Genomic DNA, 24,744 nt, shown 5'->3' with positions numbered 1-24,744 from the left:
CTGGGGCTCTTCACACACGGTAGACGCCGCGACCCCCCGATCCGTGAGCCCTCACGCCCGATAGGTCTGCGCGACGCCGTGCCAGGCCAGCTCGGCCAGCTGGTGCGTGAGCTCGGCGCGCGTCATGCGGGTCGCGGGGTCGGTCGCGAGCCAGTCGTCCGCGCAGGCCTGCACCGATCCGACCAGCGCCACGGCCCAGACGTGAGCCACCGCCGGGGTGGTCGCCTCGTCGAGGATCGCGGCCACCGTGGCCGCCACCTGGCTGGTGATGCCGGGGACCGGGTCGTCGTCGAGGGGGCCGTCGACCAGCGGACGTCGTATGACGAAGCGGTACAGCTCGGGGTCGCGCTCCACCAGGCGCAGGTAGGCGTCGATCACGGACTCCAGCACCTCGCGCGGCGACGCGTCGGCGTCCAGCGACGAGCGGACCCGCCCCACGATCTGCCCCTCGACGCGCTGCGCCACGGCGCGATACAGGCCGGTGCGGTCCTCGAAGTGCCGGTAGATCACGGTCTTGCTGGTCCCCGCCTGGGTGGCGATGTCGTCGAGGCCGACCCCCGCGCCGTGCTGCCGGACCGCGCGGATGGTGTGGTCCACGAGCTCGACCCGTCGCTGCCGGCGGTGCTCCTCCCACCGGGATGCCCGCCCGTCGACGCGTCCGGCGCCGTCGCCGGGGTGGGGGGTGTCGCTCGTCATACGACAGAAATTATCAGGTGATCAAGGTATCGGGTACTCAAGGTATCGGTTAGATTGGCAACAGCGTCAGACCCATCTCGCACAGGAGCACCCATGACGACCACCCGTCGCGTCGCCGTCCTCGGCGGCAACCGCATCCCCTTCGCCCGGTCCAACGGCGCCTACGCCAAGGCCTCCAACCAGGACATGCTCACCGCCGCGCTGGACGGGCTCGTCGCCCGCTACGGCCTCTCGGGCGAGCGGCTCGGCGAGGTCGCCGCCGGCGCGGTCATCAAGCACTCGCGCGACTTCAACCTCACGCGTGAGTCCGTGCTCGGCACCCGGCTGTCGGCGCAGACCCCGGCCTACGACCTGCAGCAGGCCTGCGGCACCGGTCTCGAGGCCGCCATCCTGGTCAGCAACAAGATCGCCCTCGGGCAGATCGAGGTCGGCATCGCCGGCGGCGTCGACACCACCTCGGACGCGCCGATCGTCATCAGCGAGGGCCTCCGTCGAAGCCTGCTGTCCGCCATGCGCGCCAAGACCCCGATGGCCCGCGCCAAGGCCTTCGCCGGCCTGCGCCCCCAGCACCTGGCCCCCGTCGCCCCGCAGAACGACGAGCCCCGCACCGGCCTGTCCATGGGCGAGCACATGGCCCAGACCGCCAAGCGCTGGGGCATCACCCGCGAGGCGCAGGACGAGCTGGCCGCCGCCTCGCACCACAACCTCGCGGCGGCCTACGACCGCGGCTTCTTCGACGACCTGATGACGCCCTTCCTGGGCCTCACCAAGGACAACAACCTGCGGCCGGACTCCTCGGTCGACAAGCTCGCCACCCTCAAGCCGGTCTTCGGCAAGGGCGAGGGTGCCACCATGACCGCCGGCAACTCCACCCCGCTCACCGACGGCGCCTCGGCGGTGCTCCTGGCCAGCGAGGACTGGGCGCGCGAGCACCGCCTCGAGCCCCTCGCCTGGTTCGTCGACGGCGAGACGGCGGCCGTCGACTACGTGCACGGTGACGAGGGCCTGCTCATGGCCCCGGCGTATGCCGTGCCCCGCCTCCTGGCGCGAAACGGCCTGAGCCTGCAGGACTTCGACTTCTACGAGATCCACGAGGCCTTCGCCTCCACGGTGCTGTCCACGCTCAAGGCCTGGGAGGACGAGGACTTCTGCCGGGATCGGCTCGGCCTGGACGCGCCGCTCGGCTCGATCGACCGCAGCAGGCTCAACGTCAACGGCTCGTCGCTCGCGGCCGGCCACCCCTTCGCGGCCACCGGTGGTCGCATCCTCGCCAGCCTGGCCAAGATGCTGCACGAGCGGGGCTCGGGCCGCGGCCTGATCTCCATCTGCGCGGCCGGTGGCCAGGGCGTCGTCGCGATCGTGGAGGCCTGAGATGGCCGACCAGTACTCCGACTTCATCAACACGCCCTTCGGCAAGAACGTCGCCAAGCGGCTCGGCCTGCCCGCCCCCGTGCGCCTGCGGCGCTACGAGCCGGGCCAGATCCTCTGCGAGTCACCGGTGCTCGTGGCGGGGACGGGCTCGTATGTCGCGAGCGTGCGCTCCCTGCTCACCAACGCCGCCGTGTCCGTGGTGGACTCGCTGGAGGAGCTGGGCGACGGTCGCCTCGGTGGCGTCGTGCTCGACCTGTCGGACGCGCGTCACCCTGCCGACCTCGCCGCGCTGCGCGAGCTGGGTGCCCCGGCCGTCAAGCGGCTCGGCCGCAACGCCCGCGTCGTCGTGATCGGCACGGACCACACGCAGCTCACCGACCCCGTGCAGGTGGCGACCCAGCGCGCCCTTGACGGGTTCACCCGCTCCCTGGCCAAGGAGCTGCGCGCCGGCGCCACGGCCAACCTCGTCCTCGGGCCGGTCTCGGAGGGAGAGGTGTCCGAGCAGGCTCGCGCCAACGTCGGCGAGGCCGTGCGGTTCTTCCTCTCCGGCCGGTCGGCGTTCGTCGACGGGCAGCCCGTGCGGGTGAGCAGCGCTGCGGCGCAGGCCAACCCGACGGTCGACCGTCCTCTCGACGGCCAGGTCGCCGTCGTGACCGGCGCGGCGCGAGGCATCGGCGCGGCCATCGCGCGCACCCTGCACCGCGACGGCGCCACGGTCGTGTGCGTCGACGTGCCCGCGGCCGGCGAGGCTCTCGCGCAGGTCGCCGGCGAGGTCGGTGGCACGGCGCTGCAGCTCGACGTCACGGCCGAGGACGCCGGCCGCCGCATCCTCGACCACGCTCGCGGCCGTCACGGCGGGCTCGACATCGTGGTGCACAACGCCGGCATCACCCGCGACAAGCTCTTCGTCAACATGGACGAGTCCCGGTGGGACAGCGTGATGGCCGTCAACCTCGCCTCGATCGTGCAGATGAACGAGACCCTCCTCGGCTCCGACGGCCTGGGTGACGGCGGCCGCATGGTGTGCCTGTCCTCGCAGTCCGGCTTCGCGGGCAACCGCGGCCAGACCAACTACTCGGCCACCAAGGCCGCGATCATCGGCCTCGTCGGCGCCCTCGCCCCGCAGGTCGCCGAGCGCGGCATCACCGTCAACGGCGTCGCCCCCGGCCTCATCGAGACCGAGATGACGGGCAAGATGCCGTTCGCCACGCGCGAGGCGGCCCGCCGCCTGTCCTCGCTGCAGCAGGGCGGCCTGCCCGTCGACGTCGCCGACACGATCGCCTGGCTGGTCCAGCCCGCGTCGGCCGGGGTCACCGGCCAGGTCGTCCGCGTGTGCGGCCAGAACATGATCGGGGCGTGAGGGCCGGATGACGACCGACCAGCCCACCGTCGCCACCGAGGAGATCCGCGAGTCCCCCTCTCTGGTGCGCTCACTCGTGCGCGGCGCCCTCACCGCCAAGGGGCGCGGCGGCGACCTGAGCACCCGACGCCTGGTGCGCCGCGGGGTGCAGGTCGACCGCGGTCACCTCGCGGACTACCAGCGGCTCGTGGGGGCGGCGGGCGGTGACGTCCTGCCGCACGCCTACCCGCACCTGCTGGGCTTCCCCCTGGCCGCAAAGATCATGTCCGACAAGGACTTCCCCCTGCCCATGCCGGGCCTCGTGCACGTCGAGAACGCCACGACCGTGCACCGCACCCTGCACGCCGACCAGGCCTACGACGTCACCGTGTGGGCCGAGTCGCTGCGCCCGCACACCAAGGGGCGGCTCGTCGACCTGGTGACGCTCGTGGAGGTCGACGGCGAGGCCGTCTGGCAGGAGACCAGCACCTACCTGCAGCGCGGGGCCGGCCAGGCCGACGCCCCGCGTGGCGCCGCGGCCCCCGGCATACCGGCTGGAGACCCGTGCGCCCGGTGGAGGCTGGCCGACGACCTGGGCCGCCGCTATGCCGCGGTGTCCGGGGACGTCAACCCGATCCACCTGCACCTGCTGACGGCCAGGGCGATGGGCTTCCCGAGGGCCATCGCGCACGGCATGTGGACCGGCGCGCGCACCATCGCCGCGCTCGGTCCGCAGAGCACCGGCCCGAGCCGGTCGCACGTGTGGTTCCGCAAGCCGGTGCTGCTGCCGACCACCGTGGACCTCGTCGTGGACCGCTCGGGCAGCGCGCAGGTCGCGGCGCTGCGTGGGACCAGGAAGCCCGACACGATCCACCTCGTGGCCACGCTCGAGGCCTGACACCCGTCCGCGCGCTGCGGCACGGCAGGGGTTGCGTCGTATCTAGATATGACGTGTACTTAGATACGTGACGGACGACATCTCGCGCTGGCCGCTCCCCTGGGTGCGGGCCCTCCTGGAGCCCGCGATCCTGGGCGTGCTCAGCGCCGGACCGGGGCACGGCTACGCCATCGCGGCGTCGCTGGAGGCCGCGGGGCTCGGCCGTCTCAAGGGGGGTTCGCTCTATCCCGTGCTCGCCCGGCTCGAGGAGCGGGGCGACGTCACGACCACGTGGACCCCCGGCGAGAGCGGGCCCGGTCGGCGCAGCTACACGCTGACCGAGCAGGGGACGGCCCGTCTCGCCGACGACCTCGCCGCGCTGGGTGACCTGCAGGCCACCCTCGTGCGGCTCGCCACCAAGGGGGAACGATGAGCAGCACGCAGCAGCCCGACGTCCTGGCCGTCCTCGACGGCTTCCGCGAGGCGCGGGGGAGCGCCGACGACCGGGCCTGGGCGGAGCGGGCGTACTACCGCCTCTTTCGCGACGACGTCCGGTCGAGCGCGGCGGCCCGGGCGCTGGACCAGGCGCTCGACCTGGTCCGGGAGTCCGGGGAGGGGCCGGAGGAGCTGTACGGGTCGGCGGACGAGTGGGCCGAGGAGCAGCGGGCGCGGTGGGCCGAGGAGGGCTCGGACGTCACCGACGACAGCGGGGCGCAGCTGCGGGACGTCCCGCTCATCGCCTCGGTGGGCGCCGTCGTCCTCACGCTCCTGCTGGGCGTCGTGCACGCGCTGTCCGGGGAGTGGCAGGTGACCTACACGATCGGCCTGGTCACCATGCCGTTCACGATCTCCGCCGCAGCTCTCCTCAGCCTGTGGACCTACGAGCGGCTCCTGCGCCGTCGCCGCGTGGCGGTCGCTGCGGCCGGGGCGATCGCGACGCTGCTCGTCTGCGCCGTGGCGATCGCCCTGGTCTTCGCGACCGGCAACCCCCACCCGATCGCCCACGCGTCCGTCCTGTGGTTCGTCCCGCTGCTGGCCGGATACGCCGGGCTCGCCTGGGTGCTGGGCAAGGTCGTCCCCGACGCTCCCGCTGCCACGCGCGCGAGCCGTCGTCGGCTGGACGACGACGACTGGACCGCCGAGCTGGCCCGCGTCCTCCGGTCCCGGGGAGACGTGACGGAGGACCGCGTCCGCACCATCACCGAGGAGGCGCGAGCCCATGCCGCGCAGGCGGGCTCGACCCTGGACGACGAGTTCGGGACCCCCGGCGCCTATGCCCAGCGGATCGCTCGCGACCCCCGCGTGCGGGCCCGGCGCGGCATCGTCGCCCGGCTCGCGCTGCTCGGGATCTGGGTGTGGCTGCTCGTCGACGCCGGCCTCGGTGGCGAGTCCGCCTGGACGATCGGGTGGCGGAGCCTGCTCCTGCTGGTCCTCGTCGTCGAGGCGGTGCGCGTCTGCTGGCGCTACCGCGAGCTGCTGACGTCCGGCCGCGTCAACGACCGCTGATGCTCGAGTAGGGGATTCGCTTGATCTCGCGCACCTCCCCCACCGTGCCCCACTCGTCCCGGCCGAGGCGGGCGAGGGGCGCGAGGTCACGGATCCGGGCGTGCGGGCTGTCGGGGCGGCTGAGGTCGAGGACGTCCTCGTCGACGGCGACGTGCTGCACGGCGCCGATCACGACCGTGGAGTCGCCGAGCGTGACCGCGGCGTGCAGCCGGCACTCGATGGCGACCGGCGACGCGGCCAGACGGGGCACCGAGACGCTGGCGCTGGGCTCCCGCTCGAGCTCGAGCGCCTCGAGCTCGCTCACCTCCGCCGGGTAGTCCGTCCCCGACGCGTTGCCCACCTCGACGTGCCGCTCCCCGAGCAGGTGGACGACGAACTCGCCGGTCTCACGGACGTTCCGCAAGGTGTCCTTGACCCCCACCGAGGTGAACTGCACCATCGCCGGGTCCACGCACGACACGGTGTAGAACGAGTGCGGCGCGAGGTTGTCCACGCCCGCGGCGGACCGTGAGGTAACCCAGGCGATCGGCCGCGGGACGATCACCGACGTCAGCAGGCGATAGAGGCCGCGGTTGGGGAGGGCACCCTCGCCGTGGACCGGGAAGTCGTGACGCATGCCGCCACCCTAGGGCCGCGGTGCCGGACCACGCCCGTCCGCCCCGGCTAGAGTCGCCGCCATGGAGATCCTGGACCACGACGGCGGACCGGTCGTCACCTCGACCCCCGACCTCGTCCGGCGTCTGGCGGAGGCCATCGACGGACCTACCCGGCGCAAGGCGCGCGCCTTCGAGGTGGTGCTCGTCGTCCTGGCGGTCGTCGCGGCGGTGGTCGTGGCGCTCTCCGGCGGATCGATCTCCTGGTGGCTGGCCCTGGCGCCCGTCATCCTGGCGGTGGTCCTCGTGGCGGCCGACGTCGGTCGTCGCCGGCGGGTCACCTCGGCCCTCGGGGGGCAGGAGCGCTTCGCGCTGAGGTATGACGCCCCCGCCCGCCTCGTCCGGTTCCCCATCTCGGGGACGGAGCACCCGCTCGACCGCTTCCGCCGGGCCCGGGTCACCGACGACGGCGTGCTCGTCCTGGAGCGCCGCGACAACACCCGCACCCCGCTGCCCGTCGACGCGATCCCCGCCGACCAGCGCGATGCCCTCCTCGCCGACCTCGCCGGCTGACCCTCGCCGCCCCACCTGGTCACGGGGTCAGGCGTCGCCGAGGTGCTTGAGGGCCTCGCGGACCGAGAGCGGGGACAGGCGGGTGCGCCGGGTCGCGACATACGTCCGCACCCAGGCGGGGTCGACCCGGGCGTGCTGGCGCAGCGCCCACCCGATGGCCTTGCGGATGAAGAACTCGCGGTCACCGAGGTTGGCGTCGAGGCAGTCCTGCAGGAGCTCGACGTCGGTGCGTCCCTTGCTGTCGAGCTGGCCGATGATCGAGGCGCGGCGCAGCCAGAGGTCGTCGGACGTCGACCAGGCGCGCAACCGCGACGCGAATGCCGGCTCGGCGCGCAGGATCTCGCCGACCACCGGCGTGGTCGCGTCGACGACGTCCCACCACGCGCCGGTCATGATCAGGTGCTCGAGCAAGGGAGCCAGGCCGCTGTCGCACCACTCGCGATAGGCGTGGTGCCGGAGCAGCTCGATCGCGGTGTAGCGCTCCTCGCGGTGGGTCGCCTCGTCCCACAACCGGCGGACGGTCGCCTCCCACTCCTCGCGCGTGGCCAGCCGGTGCGCCGCGAGGACGGGACGGGTCACGTGCCGGCGCTCCGGCGAGGTCAGCCCGTGGAACGGCATCGCCGACCTCATGTAGCGCTGCTGCCCGGCCGCCCGCTCCGGGTCTGCGTGCGCGGCGAGGACGGACCGGACCTCGAGGACCAGGGCGTCGGGGTCGCTCACGGCTCCAGCGTAGCAACCAGCGGCCGGACGTTCCTGCGCTCGGAGCTTACGAAGGCACGATTCTCAGCGCCGCGGGTGCCGCGGTCAGTGAGGGCCGCCGGGCCGCCACTGGTCGGGGTCGGGCACGCCCGCCGAGATGATCGACCCGTCCGTGCGCAGGTCGCCGATCACCGGGTGCGAGCCCTGCAGGCTGGCGCGGCGCTCTCCCTGCCCGTCGAGCGGGACGGTGACGGGCGAGCCGGCGGTCACGGCATACGGCGCACCACGGACCGACAGGTCGACCTGGTTGCCCTCCTCGACCTCGAAGGCGATCGACTCCTGCCGCACGGTGACGCGGATCCTGGTGCCGCGCACCCGGATCGGGAAGCTCAGCTGGGGCCAGGCGTCGGGCATGCGGGGGTCGAAGGACAGCTCGCCGTGGTAGTCGCGCATGCCGGCGAAGCCATAGACCAGGGCGTTCCAGACCCCGCCGGCGGAGGCGATGTGGACGCCGTCGGAGGTGTTGCGGTGCAGGTCGGCGAGGTCGACGAACAGCCCGGAGTAGAAGTACTTGAGCGCCATGTCGGCATACCCGACCTCGGCCGCGATGATCGACTGCACGACCGCGGACAGGGTCGAGTCACCGGTGGTGATCGGGTCGTAGTAGTCGAAGTCGCGGCGCTTCTCCTCGAGGGAGAAGCGGTCGCCCTGCAGGAACAGCGCCAGCACGACGTCGGCCTGCTTGAGCACCTGGAAGCGGTAGATCACGAGCGGGTGGTAGTGCAGGAGCAGCGGCCGCCGGGCGGGGTCGGTGCGGGACAGGTCCCACACCTCGCGGTCGATGAAGTGGTCGTCCTGCGGGTGGATGCCCAGCTCGTCGTCGTAGGGGATCTCCATGTGCTTGGCGCAGGCCTCCCACTCGACGATCTCCTCGTCCTCCAGCCGGAGCCGACGCACGAGGCGGGCATGGCCGGAGGGGTCGTTCTCCTGCAGCTCACGGACCGCGCGGGCAGCCCGCTCCAGGTTGTCGCGTGCCATGACATTGGTGAAGAGGTTGTTGTTGACCACGGTGGTGTACTCGTCCGGGCCGGTGACCCCGTGGATCTCGAAGGTGCGCTTGCCGTTCTCGCGCCAGAAGCCCAGGTCGGCCCACATGCGGGCCGTCTCGACGAGCACGTCGATGCCGTCGCGGGCCATGAAGCCCACGTCGCCCGTGACGTCGTGGAACTTGCTGAACGCGAAGGCCACGTCGGCGTCGATGTGGTACTGCGCCGTGCCCGCGGCGTAGTAGGCCGAGGCCTCCTCGCCGTTGATCGTCCGCCAGGGGAACAGCGCTCCGCGCTGCGACAGGTCGCGGGCGCGCTCGCGGGCCTTGGGGAGCATCTGCACGCGGGCCCGCAGGGCGTTGCGCGCCACCTCGGGGGAGGTGTAGGTGAGGAACGGGACGACGTAGACCTCGGTGTCCCAGAAGTAGTGGCCCTCGTAGCCGGACCCGGTGACGCCCTTGGCGGCGATGCCCATCTGGTCGGCGCGGGCCGAGGCCTGGGCCAGCTGGTAGAGGCTCCACCGGATGGCCTGCTGCAGGGCCGGGTGACCCTCGATCTCGACGTCGGTGTTGGCCCAGTAGCGCTCCATCCACGCGCGCTGCTGCTCGACGTAGTGGTCGGTGCCGTTCTCGCGCACCCGGTCCAGCGTGCGGCGGCACCGGTCGACGAGCTCGCGCACGGGGACGCCGCGCGACGTGTGATAGCTGACGGCCTTGGTGATCGTGACCGTCTGGCCCTGCTTGGCGTCGACGCGATAGATCTTGCGGCCGCGGTCCTGGTCGCTGTCGATGAGCTCCTCGTATGCCGCCTCGGTCTCGATGGTGTGGTCCGCACCGACGGCGAGGGTCATGCCGGACTGCGCGGTGCGGTAGCCGAGGATCATCCGGCGGTCGCTGTGCCAGTGCGACTGCGGCTCGAGCACCCGGTCCGCGAAGGCCGACGCCTTGCGGGGGTCGTGGCCCTCGCCCATGGCGGCCGCGCGCACGTGGTACTCGTCCTTGCCGTCCTGCCGGTTGATGATCTGGCTGGACACGACGATGGGGGCGTCGCCCTCGAGCAGGGTCACCTCGAGGGACATGAGGGCGAGGTGGCGCTCGGTGAAGCTGACCATGCGGGTCGAGCAGATCCGCACCCGCTTGCCGGAGGCGGTGCGCACCTCGATGTCGCGGGTCTGCATCCCGGTCCGGAAGTCCAGGGCGCGCTCGTAGTGCACGAGGTCGGCGACGGCCAGCAGCAGCGGCTCGTCGTCGATGTAGAGCTTCATCAGCTTGGCGTCCGGGACGTTGACGATGGTCTGCCCGACCTTGGCGAAGCCGAAGGCCTGCTCGGCGTGCCGGATGTCCCACGTCTCGTGGAAGCCGTTGATGAAGGTGCCGTGCGTGTGCGCCTCGCGCCCCTCGGGCGGGTTGCCGCGCATGCCGAGATAGCCGTTGCCCACGGCGAACAACGTCTCGGTGGTGCCGAGGTCCTCGCCGGAGTACTCTGTCTCGACGAACCGCCACGGCTCGGCGGGGAAGCGGGTGCGGTCCAGGGGGTCGGCCGTCAGGTGCAGGGCTGTCACTGCACCAGCTCCGCGAGGTCGGAGACGACGACGTCGGCCCCGCACGCGGTGAGCCGCTCGACGCCGGCGCCGCGGTCGACGCCCACGACGAGCCCGAAGTCCCCCGCGCGGCCCGCCGCCACGCCGGACTCCGCGTCCTCGAGCACCACGGCGCGCTCGCGGGGCACGCCGAGGCGCTCCGCGGCCGCGAGGAAGGTGTCGGGGGCGGGCTTGCCGGGCAGGCCGTCGGCCTTGGCGACGACGCCGTCCACGATCACGGGGAAGCGGTCCACGAGCCCGGCGGAGGTCAGGACGGGTCGGGCGTTCTGGGAGGAGGAGACGACGGCGACCTTGGTGCCGATGGCGGCGAGGTGGTCGAGCAGCTGCACCGAGCCGGCATACGGCTCGACGCCGTCGCGCTCGAGGACGGTGCGGAAGGCGTCGTTCTTGCCGTTGCCGAGGCCGCAGACGGTCTCGGTGCCGGGCGCGTCGGTCGGCTCGCCCTCGGGCAGCGTGATGCCCCGCGAGGCGAGAAAGGTCCGCACGCCGTCGTAGCGCGGCTTGCCGTCGACGTGGGCGAAGTAGTCCTCGTCGGTGTAGGGCTCGGTGATCCCGCGGGAGGTCAGGTAGGCGTTGAACATCTCGCTCCACGCCCGCATGTGCACGATCGCGGTGGGCGTGATCACGCCGTCGAGGTCGAAGAGCGCAGCGTCATATCGGGTCCAGTCCACACGTACGAGGGTAGCGACGATCCGCGATCGCTTGAACGATCTAGCGCAGAGTTGCCCCGCACGAGCGCCGGGGGTCGCTGAGCGTGACGGCCCGCGCGGCGTGCACAGTGGTCCCATGACGACGACGCAGCGCACCGGGGCGCGGACCGTGGCAGGGATCGAGATGGGCGGCACCAAGGTCGTGTGCGCCGTCGGGACGGGACCGCAGGACCTGCGCGAGCGCACGGTGATCCCCACGACGAGCCCCGACGAGACGCTCGGCGCCGTCGGCGACTGGGTCCAGGCGCGGCTCGACGCGGGGGAGGAGCCGGCCGCGCTCGGCGTCGCGTCGTTCGGGCCGGTGTGCCTGGACGAGGGGGACCCGGCATACGGCCGGATCACGACGACGCCCAAGCCGGGCTGGGGCGACACCGACGTGGTGGGCCGCCTCCGGGAGCGGTTCGGGCTGCCCGTGGGCTGGGACACCGACGTCAACGGCGCCGCGCTGGCCGAGCAGCGCTGGGGCGCGGGGCAGGGGGTCGGCTCGGTCGTCTACCTCACCGTCGGCACCGGGATCGGCGGCGGCGCGGTCCTCGACGGCCGCCCCGTCCACGGCCTGCTCCACCCCGAGATGGGGCACGTCCTCGTCGAGCGCCACCCGGACGACGACTACGCGGGCCGCTGCCCCTACCACGGGCGGTGCGCCGAGGGTATGGCGAGCGGCCCGGCCTTCGCCGACCGCTACGGGACGCGCCTGGAGCTGCTGGACCCCGACCGCCAGGCCGAGGCGGCGCAGCTCGCCGGCTACTACATCGGCCAGGTGACGGCGGCCCTGGTGCTGATGCTCTCGCCGCAGCGCATCGTCGTCGGCGGCGGCGTGCCGCACCTGACGGGGGCCCTGGAGGCGGCGCGCGCGGCCATGGTGGGGAGGCTCGGTGGCTACATCAACCGTCCCGAGATCGTCGGTGGTGCAGCGGACTTCGTCGTGCCGCCGGGGCTGGGCGATGACGCCGGGGTGCTCGGCGCGATCGCCCTCGGCCTCGACGTCAACGGCTGAGGAACGGATCCACGATGGTCACGCCGCGCAGTGTCGACCCGGTGGCGAGGTCCTCCGTCCACAGCTCCGTGCAGCCGGCCTCGGCTGCAGCCTCGACCACCATGGCATCCCAGATGCTCAGTTGATGGTCCCTGGCGGTCGTCGCTGCCCGGACCACCAGGTCGGCGTCTGCGGTCACGCAGGGGAGCTGCGCCAGCCGTGCTACGACGACCTGCGCGTCGTCCAGACTGACCCGTGGACGGAACTTCCGGGTCAGCACCGAGTGCAGCTCCAGGAGGACCTGGGTGCTGACGGTGAACCGGTGACCTGGTCGCTGCAGGAGTCGGCCTGCAGCAATCTGCTTGGACGGTTCGCCATCGTCGTAGAGGTAGGCGAGGACGTTGGTGTCGAGGAAGACCTCAGGCACGGTGCAGCTCGTCCCTGCTCCACGACCGAGGGCCGTTGTCGGCCCCCGCTCCGGACGCGCGGACCACGCTCAGGGTGTTGGAGAAGATCTCCGCCTGAGGCACGTCCCCGGCATACCTGCGCAACATCTCGGCGAGATAGCCGTTGACCGACTCGCCCCGCTCCAGGGCTCGGATGCGGGCGCGCCGCAGGGTGTCACCGTCCACGGTCACGGTCAGGTTCGCCATACCATCAGTGTAGCGCCGGATCAGTGCTGCACGGGTCAGTGCTGCACGAGCTGACGACGTCGTCCAGGGAGACGTGGCACGATCTGCGGCGCTGTCGTCAACCGTACCGAGGAGTCCCGTGAGCCCCCGTCTGCTGTACCGCCGTCTCGCCCAGGCCGAGGTGGTCACCTGGACCCTGCTGATCATCGGCATGGTCCTCAAGTACGTCACGCACACCACCGAGCTCGGGGTGCGCATCGGCGGGATGGTGCACGGGGTGGTCTTCCTCGCCTATGCCCTGGTGACCGTGGTGGTCGCGATCGACCGGCGCTGGCCGGTCGGCACGACCCTGACCGGGCTGGCGTCGGCCGTGGTGCCCTACGCGACGGTGCCGTTCGAGTCGTATGCCGAACGGCGCGGCCTGCTCGCCGACCGGTGGCGCCTGGGCGCCGGGGGAGAGGCCCCGCGGACGCTGCCGGAGCGGGTCGTGGCCACGGGTCTGGCCCGCCCGCTCCTGGCCGTCGTCGTCGCGGTGCTGGTGGTGGCCGTGGTGGCCGCCGTGCTGCTGTGGCTGGGCCCGCCCGTCCCCCGGCGCTGAGGCGTCACGGGGACCGCCGCACGCCGCGACGGCCTCAGGCGGTCATCGGATCCTGGCGTCGAACGCCCGGGCGTAGGCGTCCTGGCCCTCGGCGGTGGGGTGCATCGACGAGGAGTCGATCGAGACGGACCCGGTGGTCGCCGAGACGGTGCCCTTGACCGGCGTGATCCACGACGCGGTGCCGCTGCACAGCGAGTGGTCGCCGTAGTACGGGCGCACGTCGGCCACCTGCGCGGGGCGGCCGCGGACGGACCGTGGCGCGTCGAGGATCACCTGGTCGAGGCGGTCGACCGTCTCGGTGAACCACGTGGCGTCGGCCTTGGAGACGTAGAGCGGGACGGTCTGCGCCGGCGCCTCCCGCACGGTCAGCCCACCGACCCGGCACTCGGTGCCGGCGAAGGTCGAGGACACGAGCCGAGGGTAGGTGCCGAGCACGACCTGGGCGTGCGGGGAGCGCTCGCGGATGTCGGCGATGACCTCGTGCAGGGGCGTGATCGGCAGACCGCCCGGGGTGGTGGCGGTGCCGCGGCCGGCCAGGGCGTCGATGCGGGCGGCCACGGCGCGGGTCAGCGCGGCGTTGGCCGAGCAGTCCTTGCGGGTGGCGCGCTGCTGGTCGCCATACAGGCACGCGGCCAGGACCGACCCGAAGCCGACGTCGTTGCCACCGATGGTGAGGGTCACGACGTCGGTGCGGCGGTCGACCCGGCTGAGCTGGGCGGGCTCGAGGGCGTCGACGGTGACGCGGTTGCCGTTGTGGTCGGGGGCGTAGAGGTCCTGGGTGACCGCGCCCGCGCAGGCGCCGAAGTCGAAGCTGGTCGCGGCCAGGGTGGCGGCGAGCTGCGGGGGATAGGCCCGCCGGGAGCGGTGGCAGCGGTTGGTGGTGGTGTCGGAGCCGGGGAGGTAGGGCCTGACCGCCTCGCCGGAGGAGTAGGAGTCGCCGAGGGCGACGTAGTCGCGCGGGCGCTCGGCCTGGGCCGGGGACGCCGCGACCGCCGTGACGAGGGTCGTGGTGACCGCGGTCGCGGCCGCCAGGGCTGCGAGGCGCGCCGGTCGGGTCGTTCGGCGTGCGGTGGAGTGACGGTGCTGACCCATGGGGGCTCCTCGGGGCGGTCTGGTGGTGGCTGACCGTGACGATAGCGGTCCGTGGTCGGGGGCGGGCCCGTTGCCTGGGATGATGGGGCCATGGGCGATCCCCGACTGATGAGCATGCAGCAGCGCTACGAGACCTGGGCGGACCACGCGAGCGTCCTGCTCCTGGAGACCGCGGCGGTGCACCAGACCGCGGTGACCTACGCCGACCTGGCGGCTCGCGTCCAGGAGCGCTCGGGGGTGAGCACCGAGGTCCCGTTCCGCAGCTGGCTGGGCAAGGTCCTCGCCATCGTGGCCGGCCGCACCCGGGAGGCCGGCGAGCCGGAGCTCGTGTCGCTGGTCGTGCAGGCCGACGGGGCGGTGGGCCCGACGTATGACGCGGTCCTGACCGCCTGCGGGGACCAGGCCCCCGGACCGGAGCGGCGCGAGCAGGCCGCCGCCGAGGCGCGGCTGGAGTGCAACCGTCGCTATGCGCCGGGCGTGCCCGAGGACGCCCAGCCGCTCCTGCACCCCGTGACGACGGTCGACACGTCCCCGGTCGCGGACCGTGCGGTGCGCGCGCCACGGGCACCACGAACCCCCAAGGAGCCCAAGGCGCCTCGCGAGCCGCGGGTCCCCAAGGCGCAGCCGGCCCGCCGCGTCAGCAAGGCCGACTCCGAGCCCGCGCCGGTGATCTGCCCGCGGTGCTTCCTGCAGGTGCCGCTCAACGGGATCTGCCCCAACTGCGACTGACCTGACCGCAGCTCCGCTCCTCCTCGAGGGGGAGGCGGGGGCGGCCGGATCTCCGCCCTCTGGCCGAGGTGCGGGGCCGTCATCGCCGCCTTCACCATCCCGATCGCGATCCTGATGACCTGCCTCATCACGCTGGTCGCCAAGGGTGAGGGATCGCCCGTGGAGTATGCCGTCCTCGGCCTGGCGCTCGCGGCGATCGTGGGCACGATGTCCTGGATGCTGCGCCGCCAGCGGGCCCACCAGCCTCAGCGCTGAGGGTCGGGGCGCCGCGCCGCCGTCACGGGGTCGCGGTCGCGGCCCCGGGTGACGGCCCAGCCGAGGCCCACGACGGCCAGCAGGCCGAGGAAGGACCCGAAGACCCGGGCGAAGCCCGACGGCTCGTGCTCGCGCGAGATGTCATCAGTCATCGCACCACCGTAGCCCCGCACCGCGTCCTGCTGGCCGGATCGGTCAGCGGCGGCGGTTGGTGCGGGCGGTGGCTGGGGCCGTCCACGGATCCTCGGGCCACGGGTGCCTCGGGTAGCGGCCCCGCATCTCGGCGCGCACCTGCTGGTAAGGCCCGCTCCAGAAGGACGCCAGGTCGTCGGTGATCGCGAGCGGCCGCTGCGCCGGCGACAGCAGGTGGAAGGTGAGGGGGACCCTCCCGTCCGCGACGGTGGGCGTCGCCGCCCAGCCGAAGCACTCCTGCAGCTTGACCCGCACCGTCGGGCGCGCGGTCGGGTCGTCGTGCGGGGGATAGGTGATCCGGGCGTGCGAGCCGCTCGCGACGGTAAGTCGCTCCGGGGCCAGCTCGTCGAGGCGGGCCGCCTCCGGCCAGGGCAGCAGTCGACGCAGCGGGTCGGTCAGGTCGAGGCCGCTCGCGGCGGATCCTCGCGCCAGGGTGTCGATCTCGGGTCCGAGCCACGCGTCCAGCCGGTCGAGCAGCGCCTCGTCCGAGACGTCAGGCCAGGGTCCTCCGAGATGAGCGTGCAGCAGCGCCAGGCGATCTCGCAGCGCGGTCGCCGACGGTGACCACGTGAAGACGTCGAGTCCCTTGTCCTGCACGGCTTCTCGGACGGCCTCCCGCAGGGCCGAACGCACGTCGCCCCGGACCCCGGCGCCGGAGGTGGCGACCGGCGTCGAGGTCAGCTCGATGGCGCCGATCGCCCGCACCTGCCGAGCTCGCACGCGTCCGCCGACCAGCTCGGCCCGCACCTCGTCGACCAGCAGGTGGGCGGCGACGAGCTCCGCCGTCGCCTGGTCCATCGGCGCGGCCAGCCGAACGACGGCGCCGGTCCCCGCAGCGGCACGGCCGGAGGCCCTCGTGACGTCGGCGATCGCCAGCCACTCCTGGCGCGCGAGCGGACTGCCCTGCGGCAGAGCGGCTCTCGTGCCGCTGGCCAGGAGATAGGTGTCGCCGGACCGGCGAGCCACGCGCTCGGGGTGCGCCAGCCCGACGACGAGCCCCTCGACCACCCCGTCGCATGCCGTGCCGCCCACCCGATCGGCGGCCAGGGGCTCCAGGCGGCGGGTCTCGCGTCGCCACCGGTCCGAGGCCGGGTGCCCGGACCGCAGGTCGCGCAGCAGGCCCGTGAGATCGCCGGTGGGAGAGCGGATGTCGTCGGACAGTGCGGCCACCACCTCGGCGGCCCGGCGCGGTCCGACCCGCTCGCTGCCGTCGAGCAGGCCGCGAGCGAGCCTGGCGGACACCGGGATCCGCGCGAGCCGGCGGCCCTCTGCGGTCGCCGAGCCGACGGCGTCCACGGCGCCCAGCCGCCGCAGGGTCGTCTCCGCGTCGCGCATCGCCGCAGCTGGAGGGACGGTGGGCAGGTGCAGGCCCTGCCCCCGCGGAGTGCCCCAGCAGGCGAGCAGCAGCGCCGCGTCGGTGAGGTCGCTCGTCGCGATGGCGGGGGTCACGTGCTCGGGCATCCCGGCATACGTGCTCTCGTCGTAGCACCGCACCACCACGCCCGGCCCGAGGCGGGCCGCGCGACCGGCGCGCTGGTCGGCGGAGGCGCGCGAGCAGGTGACCGTGACCAGGCCTGACATGTCGCGTGCCGCGTCCCGTCGAGGCTCCCGGGCGAGCCCGGAGTCGACGACCAGGCGGACCCCGGGGACGGTCAGCGAGGACTCGGCCAGCGAGGTCGAGACGACGATCCGCGGCGGTCCCCCGGGCGGCCGGCCACCCACGGCACGGTCCTGCTCGCGCGGTCCGACCTGGCCGTGGAGCTCGAGCACCTCGGTGCCCGTGAGCTCGCGCAGGCGCGACGCGACCTGGCCGACCTCCCAGGCGCCAGGCACGAAGACCAGCGCGTCCACGTCCGGGTCGGTGGCGAGGGCGTCCCGGTGGGCCTCGGCCGCGACGTCCGCCACGTGACGCAGGAAGGCGCGGGAGACCCCGCGGTCGTCGGTCCGCGGTCCGGCCCCGGGTCGCCAGGACACCGTCAGCCGGTGCAGGGCCGACGGGCAGTCGACCACCGGGGCGGCTCCCGACCCACCCCCGAGCAGCCGGGCGAACATCCCCGCGTCGACCGTCGCCGACATCGCCACCAGCACCAGGTCGTCCCGCAGCTCGCGCAGGTCGGTGAGCAGCCCGACGAGCAGGTCGGTCTCCAGCCCGCGCTCGTGCACCTCGTCCAGCACCACGGCACCCACGCCGTCGAGCGAGGCGTCGCCGAGCAGGCGTCGCAGGAGTATGCCGGGGGTCACGACCTCGATCAGGGCGCCCCGGTCCAGCCGTCGCTCGCCCCGCACGGTCCATCCCACGACCTCGCCGACGCGCGTGCCCGTCAGCGCCGCCAGCCGGGTGGCCGCAGCCCGCGCGGCGACGCGACGCGGCTGCACCACGACGACGCGACCCGCAGCGACAGCACCATCCCCGCCGCCGTCCCCGCCGCCGTCCCCGCCACCACGGCTGCGGCTCGCCAGCACCCTGGCGACCACGGGTGGCACGAGCGTCGTCTTGCCCGTCCCCGGTGGCGCCTGCACCACCGCGACACCTGCGGCCAGCGCCTGCTGCAAGGCCGGCACCGAGGCCGCGAACGGCAACCCTGCACCGATCCGGCCGAGGTCCAGCCGGTCGAGACCTGGCAGGCGCAGGGCAGTCATGCCCAGAGAGTAGCCCCCGGTTGTCAGAGTGCTCTCAGGTCGTGCAATATTAAGCACGACATATCCCGTTATTAATGGAGGGGCGATGAGCCTCAAGGACTCTCAAGACACCGGAGCGCTCGTCGAGCACCACCGGATCTCCCGGCGAGACAAGCGATGGTGGATCGCGCTGGCCTGCGTGGTCGTCGGCTCGTTCGCCGTGCTGCTGTGGATGGGGCAGCAGATCAACACCCACAAGCCGCCGATCCCCGCCCACGTCGTGTCCACCGACGGGCAGGAGCTGTTCACCGGCGACGACATCGTCCAGGGACAGCAGGTCTGGGCATCCCTCGGCGGGCAGGAGATCGGGTCCGTCTGGGGCCACGGGGCCTACGTCGCTCCGGACTGGACGGCCGACTGGCTCCACCGCGAGTCCACGCTGCTGCTCGAGACCTGGACCAAGGCGGAGGGCATGTCGTCCTACGACCAGCTGCCCGTCGAGCGCCAGGCCGCGCTCAAGGCGCGCCTCAAGCAGGCCATGCGCACCAACACCTTCGACGCCCGCACCGAGACCATCTCGCTGTCCCCGGAGCGGGTCCGGGCGTTCGAGTCCAACGCCCAGTACTACGGCTCGATGTTCGCCGGCGGCCACGAGCACTACGCCATCCCGCGCGGCACGCTCAAGGACCCCGCGGCGGCCCGGCAGATGGCGGCCTTCTTCTGGTGGACCAGCTGGTCGTCGTCCACCGACGCCCCCGGCACGGACGTGACCTACACGCAGAACTGGCCGCACGAGCCCCTGATCGACAACGTCCCGCCGCCGGGCAACATCCTGTGGAGCATCATCAGCTTCATCCTGCTCCTGGGCGGCATCGCCGGGCTCGTGTGGTACCACACGTCCTACGCCGAGGAGGACGTGCAGACCCCGGAGCTGGCACCCGGCCGCGACCCGCTCCTCGGCTACGCCCCGACCCCGAGCCAGCGCGCGACGCTCAAGTACTTCTTCGTCGTCGGCTTCCTGCTGGTCCTGCAGATCGCCTGCGGCGTCGTCAGCGCCCACTACGGCGTCGAGGGCGGTGCTCTCTTCGGGATCCCGATCGACCAGGTCCTGCCGTATGCCGTCGTGCGCACGTGGCACACCCAGCTCGGCATCTTCTGGATCGCGACCGCGTGGCTCGCCACCGGCCTCTACGTCGGTCCCGCCGTCGGCGGTCGTGAGCCCAGGCTGCAGCGGCTCGGCGTCAACGTGCTGTTCGTCGCCCTGCTGATCGTCGTGCTGGGCTCGATGGCCGGCGAGTGGCTGTCGATCAAGGGCAAGATGGGCTACGGCACCGAGCTCACCTTCTGGCTCGGCACCCAGGGCTACGAGTACGTCGACCTGGGCCGGGTCTTCCAGATCGGCCTGTTCATCGGCCTGTTCCTGTGGTTCTTCCTGATGTGGCGCGCGATGGCCCCGGCCCTGCGCCGGGCCAAGGCGACGGGCTCGTCGATCAGCCCCACCGAGGACGCGCCCCTGGCCTCGGGCAGCATGCGCTCGCTCGTGGCGATGCTGCTCATGAGCTGCCTGGCCATCGCCGGGTTCTACGGCGCAGCCTTCGGCATGGGCCACTCCACCCACCTGTCGATCGCAGAGTACTGGCGTTGGTGGGTCGTGCACCTGTGGGTCGAGGGCTTCTTCGAGGTCTTCGCCACGACGGTCATCGCGTTCCTGTTCGCCCGCCTCGGCCTGATCAAGGCGACCACCGGCACCACGGCGGTCATCTCCGCGACGACGATCTTCCTCGCCGGCGGCATCATCGGGACGGCCCACCACCTGTACTTCACCGGCGCCCCGGCCCCGGTCATGGCACTCGGCGCCGTCTTCAGCGCGCTGGAGGTCGTCCCGCTCGCCCTCGTCGGCTTCGAGGCCTTCCGCAACCTGCGCATCCTCAAGGTCAAGGAGTGGGTCTCGGGCTACAAGTGGGCGATCTACTTCTTCGTCTCGGTCTCCTTCTGGAACATGTTGGGCGCCGGGGTCTTCGGCTTCCTGATCAACCCGCCGATCTCGCTGTTCTACGTCCAGGGCCTCAACCTGACTCCGCTGCACGCCCACACCGCCCTGTTCGGCGTCTACGGGATGCTCGGCATCGGTCTCATGCTGTTCTGCGTGCGCTCGCTGATGCCGGGTCACGAGTGGAACGACCGGTGGATCAAGTGGGGCTTCTGGGGCCTGAACGGCGGCCTGCTCACGATGGCCCTGGTCTCGCTCCTACCGCTGGGCCTGGCCCAGGCCTGGGCGTCGATCGACTCCGGCCTGTGGTACGCCCGCAGCGAGGAGTTCCTCTACACCCCCACGCTGACCTTCGTGCGGTGGCTGCGCGTCCCCGGGGACATCATCTTCGCCCTGGGTGCGCTCGCGATCGGCGTGTTCATGGTCGGCCTGCTCACCGGGAGGTCGCTGCGCGGCCGCTCGGACGAGGTCGAGGCCGGCGACCTGCGCACGACCGACACGGAGCCATCGCTCCACGAGTGATCAGGCCGGGCCCCGGCGACCACGCGGGTCGCCGGGGCTCCGTCATACCTGAGCGCGCTGAGCCCGCTCACTGCCAGGCGCGCTCCCCCAGGGGGGTGTGGTCCGCCGGCACGCGCTCGCCCTCGGGGACCGGGGCGGGAGCCGTGCCCGCGCCCCACGGCGACCCGCCGAGCTGCTCGCGGCCGCTGGGCTCGAGCAGCCCGGCCAGGTCGGGGCCGAGCGGGACGATGCGCGTGGGGTTCACGTCCGAGTGCACCCAGTAGTAGTGCTCCTTGATCTGCGGGAAGTCCGTCGTGTCGCCGAACCCGGGCGTCTGGAACAGGTCGCGCAGGTAGGCGTGGAGGACCGGCATCTCGGACAGCGTGCTCCGGTTGCACTTGAAGTGGCCGTGGTAGACGGCGTCGAAGCGCACCAGCGTGGTGAACAGCCGCACGTCGGCCTCGGTGATGTGGTCGCCGACGAGGTAGCGCCGGTCGGCGAGGTAGCCCTCGAGCCAGTCCAGCGCGGTCCACAGGCGCTCGTACGCCGCGTCGTACGACGCCTGGTCCGAGGCGAAGCCGCAGCGGTAGACCCCGTTGTTGACCTCGGTGTAGATCCGCGTCATCAGCGGCTCCATCTCGGCCCGGAGCGCCTCCGGCCACAGGTCGGGCGCGCCCTCGCGGTGGTGCTCGCGCCACTGCGTCGACAGGTCGAGCGTGATCTGCGGGAAGTCGTTGGTCACCAGCTGCCCGGTCGGGACGTCCACGATCGCCGGGACCGTGACCCCCTTGGGGTAGTCGGGGATCCGCTTGTCGTAGGCCTCGCGGAGCAGGTGGATCCCCAGGGCCGGGTCCCGCCCGTCCGGGTCGAGGTCGAAGTTCCACGACTCCTCGCCGTGGGTGGGGGACACGAGCCCCAGCGAGATGACGTCCTCGAGGCCGAGCAGCCGGCGGACGATGACGCTGCGGTGCGCCCAGGGGCAGGCCCGGGCCGCGACCAGGCGATAGCGACCCGGCTCCACCGGCCAGCGCATGGCGCCGACCCGGTCGCCCGTGGGCTCGCCGGCGGGGGCGTCCGCGACGATGCGGTCGTTGACATAGGACTCGTCCCGCTCGAAGGGGCCGTCGACGGAGGCGTTGCGTGCGTCAGGCATGACCTCACCATGCCCCGGCGGTCGCGAGGTTAGCCACGGGTCGCACGGCTCAGGCCACCTGGAAGGACCGCTTGGACAAGCCCGTCCAATAGCCCTCGACGACGGCCTGCACGGGAGCGGCCGGATCGGCTGCCGCCCCCAGCGTGACGAACAGCGGCGTGAAGTGCTCGACGGTCGGGTGCGCGAAGCCCACCCCGGGAGCGCGCTCGGCGAACCGCGCCAGCTCCTCGACGTCCCCGCGCCCGAGCGCCTCCGCCGCCCAGGCGTCGAACTCCGAGGACCAGGTCGGCACGACGTCCGGCTGGGACCACTGGATGAAGGGCAGCCCGTGCGTCATGAAGCCCGAGCCGAGGACCAGCACGCCCTCGTCGCGCAGGGGACGCAGGGCCGCCCCGAGGCGCAGGAGCCGCTCAGGGTCCGCGGTCGGCAGGCTGAGCTGGAGCACCGGGACGTCCGCCTCGGGATACATCGCCTTGAGGGGCACCCAGGCGCCGTGGTCGAGTCCGCGAGCGGTCTGCTCGTGGACGTGCACCCCGTCCGGCATGACCTCGCGCACGCGTCGGGAGAGCCACGAGGCGTCGGGGACGTCATACCGCATCTGCTCGTAGATGGGGTCGAACCCCCAGAAGTCGTAGACCAGCTCGCGTGGATGGGGGTTGGTGATGGCGATGGCGTCGGACTCCCAGTGGGCGCTCACGACGAGGACGGCGCGCGGGCGGGGCAGGTCGTGGGCCCAGGTGTGGAGCTCCGCCATCCACCCCGCGTCGGCGAGCAGCGGCGGTGCGCCGTGGGAGAGGTACATCGCGGGGAGGGCCCCGTCGTCCGGCGTCCACGAGGGGTGCCGCTCCGCCGCCGCGGCGCGGTGCAGGTGGCCGGCGAAGGGGTGGGTCGCGGGCACGAGCGCGTCGGCTGCGGCGGTGGTGGTGGTCACGGGCTGGCTCCTGGCTGGCAGTCTGCTAGATAGTTGAGGATTCAACCATAGCAGTGCTGCGCCTGAGGGAGAAGAGGTATGGCGGTATCCCGCGCAGGTCCATCACCCCGACGAGGGTGTCCGGGTCGACCGCCCGGAAGGTGTCGACGATCGGCTGGTGGTCGTAGACGAGGGCTGCCGACACCACGCCACGATGCTCGAGCATCCGCAGCCGGCCCCGAGGACGACGGGTCTGCAGCGCCGGGCGCAGCGCGCGAAAGGCATTGGCCGTCATGCGAGCTCGCAGCAGGGGCGGCACCCGCAGGCCGACGCCCAGGGGGAGCCGGGCGGGGTCCACCTCGTAGGTCCCGCCGCCCTGCGCCCGGAACACCAGCGGGTGCGCGTCCTCCGGTCCCGCGAACCACTTGCCCCACCAGCCGTATGCCGTCAGCGCGCCGTCGAGGGGATGCCCCGTCGGGATCTCGGTGCCGCGCCACCATCCCCGCAGCTGCGCCACCGTCACGGGCGCGAGCCGGTCGTAGGTCTCGAGCGCCGTCCCGAGGTCGGTGCCGTGCTCGAGGTCGTGAAGGTCGGTCATGCCCCCACTGTCTCGCGCCGTCGGGTGGTCCGCACCGCCCAACCGGCCAGCGCGGCCGCCGCTGGCAGCTCCACGGAGGCCATCAGCACCGCGCCGACGAGGTCTGCGGATCCTGCTGTGCTGCAGTCGAACCACGCGTCCGCCAGCAGGGCCGTCGCGGTGGCCAGCGCGAGTCCCGGGGCGAGGGGGTCCTGCCGCCGGACGAGCCAGCCGGTCGTGGCGAACAACCCGGCGAGGGCCAGGTCGAGGCCCACCCAGGCGAGGCCCCACCGCTCGGCGGCGTAGGTCGCCGACAGCGTGCGGCCGAGCACGGTCGCCCAGGCCAGCATCCCCACGGCGATCGCACCGAGGGCCGCGGGGACGGCGAGGCGGGGGAGGGAGGCGGCGGGCGTGCTCATGTCTCCAGGGTGGGTGCGCAGCCTGCCGTGGCGCTGTCGTGCGCCTGTGCCGACGCTGTGGAGCCCGGCGACCGCGTGGGTCGCCGGGCTCCGGTGGGCGAGCTGGTCAGGCGCTGGTGGGGGCGGACGTTGCCCCTCCGGTGGGCGCCTGCTGACCCTGCTGATCGGGCTGGCCCTGCTGCCCGCCGTGGCCCCCACGGCCGCCGTGACCGCCGGTGCTCTGGGTGATCGTCGCCAGGTCCTTGGACACGTCGTAGAAGACCTGCTGGCCGGCCTTGGTGCCGAGCGCGTCGTAGGACCCGTCGGGGTCCTTGCGGACCTCCGTGATGGTGACCGAGGAGTCCTTGGCCTTGACGGCGTCCTTGACCTTGGTCGCCTCGGTGCCGGTCACGGCGGTGTCGTTCTGCCCGCTACCGCCGTGGCCGCCACCGGTGCCGACCGTGACCGTCTTGTAGTCCGCGGAGACGTCGACGCGGACCTGCTGGCCTGCCTTGGTGCCGAGCGCGTCGAAGGATCCGTCCGGGTCCTTCTGCACCGTGCTGACCGTGATGGTCGAGTCCTTGGCCGTCACAGCGGCCTTGACCTTGGCGGTCTGGTCGGCCGTGGCGGCGGTGTGCTCGTGCGGGGCCCGCTGCCCGCCCCGCCCGGCGTCGCCGTAACCCTGGGCGGCGTAGCCGTAGCCCGTCGACGCCTGCGTGGACCCGCTGGTGGCGGCGTTGGCGGCCGCGGCGCCGCCGGCGATCATCAGACCGGCAGCGGCCACCGCGGCAGCCGTGAGAGTGCGGTTGTCGGGGGACATCGTTGCTCCTGGTGGATCGTCATGAGGTCGGTGCGGGTGCACCGGCGGGCCCTTCACCCGCCGCCTCTACGATCACGACCAGGGCTGTCGCGACGCTGTCAACGCCGTGGGGCCGACCTAGGAATCAGACGGCGTAGCCGGCGGGGGAGGCCGCTCCGCTCGTGCTGGGGGCCGGCGTCTGACCGGGCTGGCCGCCGTGACGCCCATGGCCGCCGCGGCCACCGGTGCGCACCTCGACCGTCTTGAGGTCCTTGCTGACCTCGACCATCACGCGCTGGCCGGCCTTGGTGCC

At 72.8% G+C, this 24,744-nt stretch carries 26 protein-coding genes; 11 read left to right on the top strand and 15 right to left on the bottom strand.

The genetic code is table 11. From position 1 onward, the window contains the following. Window positions 1-51: 51 nt before the first annotated feature. Entirely contained in the window at window positions 52-696 is a 645-nt protein-coding gene (locus K313_RS0109940) for a TetR/AcrR family transcriptional regulator (protein WP_029211490.1), read from the bottom strand. Window positions 697-789: 93 nt separating this feature from the next. On the opposite strand from K313_RS0109940, the gene K313_RS0109935 reads away from it, so the two are divergent. The 5 genes from K313_RS0109935 (at window position 790) to K313_RS0109915 (ending at window position 5,789) form a co-directional block, all read left to right on the top strand. Then, window positions 790-2,067, top strand: a complete 1,278-nt coding sequence (locus K313_RS0109935) for an acetyl-CoA C-acetyltransferase (protein WP_029211489.1) — start codon at window positions 790-792, stop codon at window positions 2,065-2,067. A 1-nt stretch (window position 2,068) separates the two neighbouring features. After that, on the top strand, window positions 2,069-3,427 hold the full coding sequence (locus K313_RS0109930) for a 3-oxoacyl-ACP reductase (RefSeq protein WP_029211488.1): 1,359 nt from the start codon (window positions 2,069-2,071) through the stop codon (window positions 3,425-3,427). A gap of 7 nt (window positions 3,428-3,434) precedes the next feature. After that, window positions 3,435-4,304, top strand: coding sequence for a MaoC family dehydratase (locus tag K313_RS0109925; RefSeq protein ID WP_029211487.1), 870 nt, complete (start codon window positions 3,435-3,437; stop codon window positions 4,302-4,304). 67 nt (window positions 4,305-4,371) lie between these two features. Further along, window positions 4,372-4,716: a PadR family transcriptional regulator gene (locus tag K313_RS0109920; RefSeq protein ID WP_019285068.1), complete on the top strand. Its 345-nt coding sequence runs from the start codon at window positions 4,372-4,374 to the stop codon at window positions 4,714-4,716. Beyond that, the gene (locus tag K313_RS0109915; protein ID WP_029211486.1) at window positions 4,713-5,789 is read left to right on the top strand and encodes a hypothetical protein; all 1,077 of its coding nucleotides are present in this window, start codon (window positions 4,713-4,715) and stop codon (window positions 5,787-5,789) included. Before K313_RS0109920 ends, K313_RS0109915 begins: the two co-directional genes overlap by 4 nt. Here K313_RS0109915 and K313_RS0109910 read toward each other — a convergent pair. Further along, a complete protein-coding gene (locus K313_RS0109910; RefSeq protein WP_029211485.1) occupies window positions 5,776-6,405 on the bottom strand; it encodes a flavin reductase family protein in 630 nt (209 codons plus the stop codon). The genes K313_RS0109915 and K313_RS0109910 overlap by 14 nt on opposite strands. A 61-nt stretch (window positions 6,406-6,466) precedes the next feature. Between K313_RS0109910 and K313_RS0109905 the strand changes: the two genes are divergently transcribed. After that, the gene (locus K313_RS0109905) at window positions 6,467-6,955 is read left to right on the top strand and encodes a hypothetical protein (RefSeq protein ID WP_029211484.1); all 489 of its coding nucleotides are present in this window, start codon (window positions 6,467-6,469) and stop codon (window positions 6,953-6,955) included. 27 nt (window positions 6,956-6,982) lie between these two features. Here K313_RS0109905 and K313_RS0109900 read toward each other — a convergent pair whose 3' ends face one another. The 3 genes from K313_RS0109900 to K313_RS0109890 all read right to left on the bottom strand — a co-directional run bounded on the left by K313_RS0109900 (window position 6,983) and on the right by K313_RS0109890 (window position 10,971). Beyond that, window positions 6,983-7,675, bottom strand: coding sequence for a DNA alkylation repair protein (locus K313_RS0109900; protein WP_029211483.1), 693 nt, complete (start codon window positions 7,673-7,675; stop codon window positions 6,983-6,985). Window positions 7,676-7,759: 84 nt separating this feature from the next. After that, entirely contained in the window at window positions 7,760-10,261 is a 2,502-nt protein-coding gene (locus K313_RS0109895; protein WP_029211482.1) for a glycoside hydrolase family 65 protein, read from the bottom strand. Beyond that, complete coding sequence (locus tag K313_RS0109890; RefSeq protein ID WP_029211481.1) at window positions 10,258-10,971, bottom strand: HAD family hydrolase; 714 nt, start codon at window positions 10,969-10,971, stop codon at window positions 10,258-10,260. The genes K313_RS0109895 and K313_RS0109890 overlap by 4 nt, the downstream gene beginning before the upstream one ends. 115 nt (window positions 10,972-11,086) lie before the next feature. Here K313_RS0109890 and K313_RS0109885 point away from each other — a divergent pair, with 115 nt between their 5' ends. Continuing rightward, the gene (locus K313_RS0109885) at window positions 11,087-12,007 is read left to right on the top strand and encodes an ROK family protein (protein ID WP_051274084.1); all 921 of its coding nucleotides are present in this window, start codon (window positions 11,087-11,089) and stop codon (window positions 12,005-12,007) included. On the opposite strand, the gene K313_RS0109880 is transcribed toward K313_RS0109885, so the two are convergent. Next, window positions 11,997-12,413 carry a PIN domain-containing protein gene (locus K313_RS0109880; protein ID WP_029211479.1) on the bottom strand — a complete coding sequence of 139 codons (417 nt, stop codon included), beginning with the start codon at window positions 12,411-12,413 and terminating at the stop codon, window positions 11,997-11,999. The two genes, K313_RS0109885 and K313_RS0109880, sit on opposite strands and share 11 nt — an antisense overlap. Next, on the bottom strand, window positions 12,406-12,639 hold the full coding sequence (locus tag K313_RS0109875) for a hypothetical protein (RefSeq protein WP_029211478.1): 234 nt from the start codon (window positions 12,637-12,639) through the stop codon (window positions 12,406-12,408). Before K313_RS0109875 ends, K313_RS0109880 begins: the two co-directional genes overlap by 8 nt. A 118-nt stretch (window positions 12,640-12,757) precedes the next feature. Here K313_RS0109875 and K313_RS0109870 point away from each other — a divergent pair, with 118 nt between their 5' ends. After that, window positions 12,758-13,216: a DUF3817 domain-containing protein gene (locus tag K313_RS0109870; protein WP_029211477.1), complete on the top strand. Its 459-nt coding sequence runs from the start codon at window positions 12,758-12,760 to the stop codon at window positions 13,214-13,216. 42 nt (window positions 13,217-13,258) lie between these two features. Here K313_RS0109870 and K313_RS22355 read toward each other — a convergent pair whose 3' ends face one another. Continuing rightward, window positions 13,259-14,308, bottom strand: a complete 1,050-nt coding sequence (locus K313_RS22355) for an SGNH/GDSL hydrolase family protein (protein WP_029211476.1) — start codon at window positions 14,306-14,308, stop codon at window positions 13,259-13,261. 90 nt (window positions 14,309-14,398) lie between these two features. Here K313_RS22355 and K313_RS22350 point away from each other — a divergent pair, with 90 nt between their 5' ends. Further along, window positions 14,399-15,037 carry a hypothetical protein gene (locus K313_RS22350; protein WP_029211475.1) on the top strand — a complete coding sequence of 213 codons (639 nt, stop codon included), beginning with the start codon at window positions 14,399-14,401 and terminating at the stop codon, window positions 15,035-15,037. Between the two features lie 114 nt (window positions 15,038-15,151). Next, window positions 15,152-15,292 (top strand): hypothetical protein, encoded by a 141-nt coding sequence (locus tag K313_RS23480; protein ID WP_156911281.1) that lies wholly within the window; start codon window positions 15,152-15,154, stop codon window positions 15,290-15,292. On the opposite strand, the gene K313_RS0109850 is transcribed toward K313_RS23480, so the two are convergent. Together K313_RS0109850 and hrpB are read right to left on the bottom strand one after the other, a co-directional pair. Further along, window positions 15,283-15,444, bottom strand: a complete 162-nt coding sequence (locus K313_RS0109850; RefSeq protein ID WP_156911279.1) for a hypothetical protein — start codon at window positions 15,442-15,444, stop codon at window positions 15,283-15,285. The genes K313_RS23480 and K313_RS0109850 overlap by 10 nt on opposite strands. Window positions 15,445-15,487: 43 nt before the next feature. Beyond that, window positions 15,488-18,124: an ATP-dependent helicase HrpB gene (gene hrpB, locus K313_RS0109845; RefSeq protein WP_029211473.1), complete on the bottom strand. Its 2,637-nt coding sequence runs from the start codon at window positions 18,122-18,124 to the stop codon at window positions 15,488-15,490. Between the two features lie 85 nt (window positions 18,125-18,209). Between hrpB and K313_RS0109840 the strand changes: the two genes are divergently transcribed. Beyond that, window positions 18,210-20,615 (top strand): nitric-oxide reductase large subunit, encoded by a 2,406-nt coding sequence (locus K313_RS0109840; RefSeq protein ID WP_029211472.1) that lies wholly within the window; start codon window positions 18,210-18,212, stop codon window positions 20,613-20,615. A gap of 67 nt (window positions 20,616-20,682) precedes the next feature. Here the strand turns inward: K313_RS0109840 and K313_RS0109835 are convergent, their stop codons facing one another. The 5 genes from K313_RS0109835 to K313_RS22345 form a co-directional block, all read right to left on the bottom strand. Next, window positions 20,683-21,747, bottom strand: coding sequence for a glutathione S-transferase family protein (locus K313_RS0109835; protein WP_029211471.1), 1,065 nt, complete (start codon window positions 21,745-21,747; stop codon window positions 20,683-20,685). Window positions 21,748-21,796: 49 nt separating this feature from the next. After that, a complete protein-coding gene (locus tag K313_RS0109830; RefSeq protein ID WP_029211470.1) occupies window positions 21,797-22,678 on the bottom strand; it encodes a dioxygenase family protein in 882 nt (293 codons plus the stop codon). A gap of 25 nt (window positions 22,679-22,703) precedes the next feature. After that, entirely contained in the window at window positions 22,704-23,255 is a 552-nt protein-coding gene (locus tag K313_RS0109825) for a DUF4334 domain-containing protein (RefSeq protein ID WP_029211469.1), read from the bottom strand. After that, the gene (locus K313_RS20710; protein WP_029211468.1) at window positions 23,252-23,653 is read right to left on the bottom strand and encodes a hypothetical protein; all 402 of its coding nucleotides are present in this window, start codon (window positions 23,651-23,653) and stop codon (window positions 23,252-23,254) included. Before K313_RS20710 ends, K313_RS0109825 begins: the two co-directional genes overlap by 4 nt. A 106-nt stretch (window positions 23,654-23,759) precedes the next feature. Further along, entirely contained in the window at window positions 23,760-24,452 is a 693-nt protein-coding gene (locus tag K313_RS22345) for a hypothetical protein (RefSeq protein ID WP_029211467.1), read from the bottom strand. Window positions 24,453-24,744: the final 292 nt, after the last annotated feature.

The sequence above is a fragment of the Arsenicicoccus bolidensis DSM 15745 genome (assembly GCF_000426385.1).
Classification (GTDB): Bacteria; Actinomycetota; Actinomycetes; order Actinomycetales; family Dermatophilaceae; genus Arsenicicoccus; species Arsenicicoccus bolidensis.
This window is presented reverse-complemented; position numbering and strand designations above follow the sequence as displayed.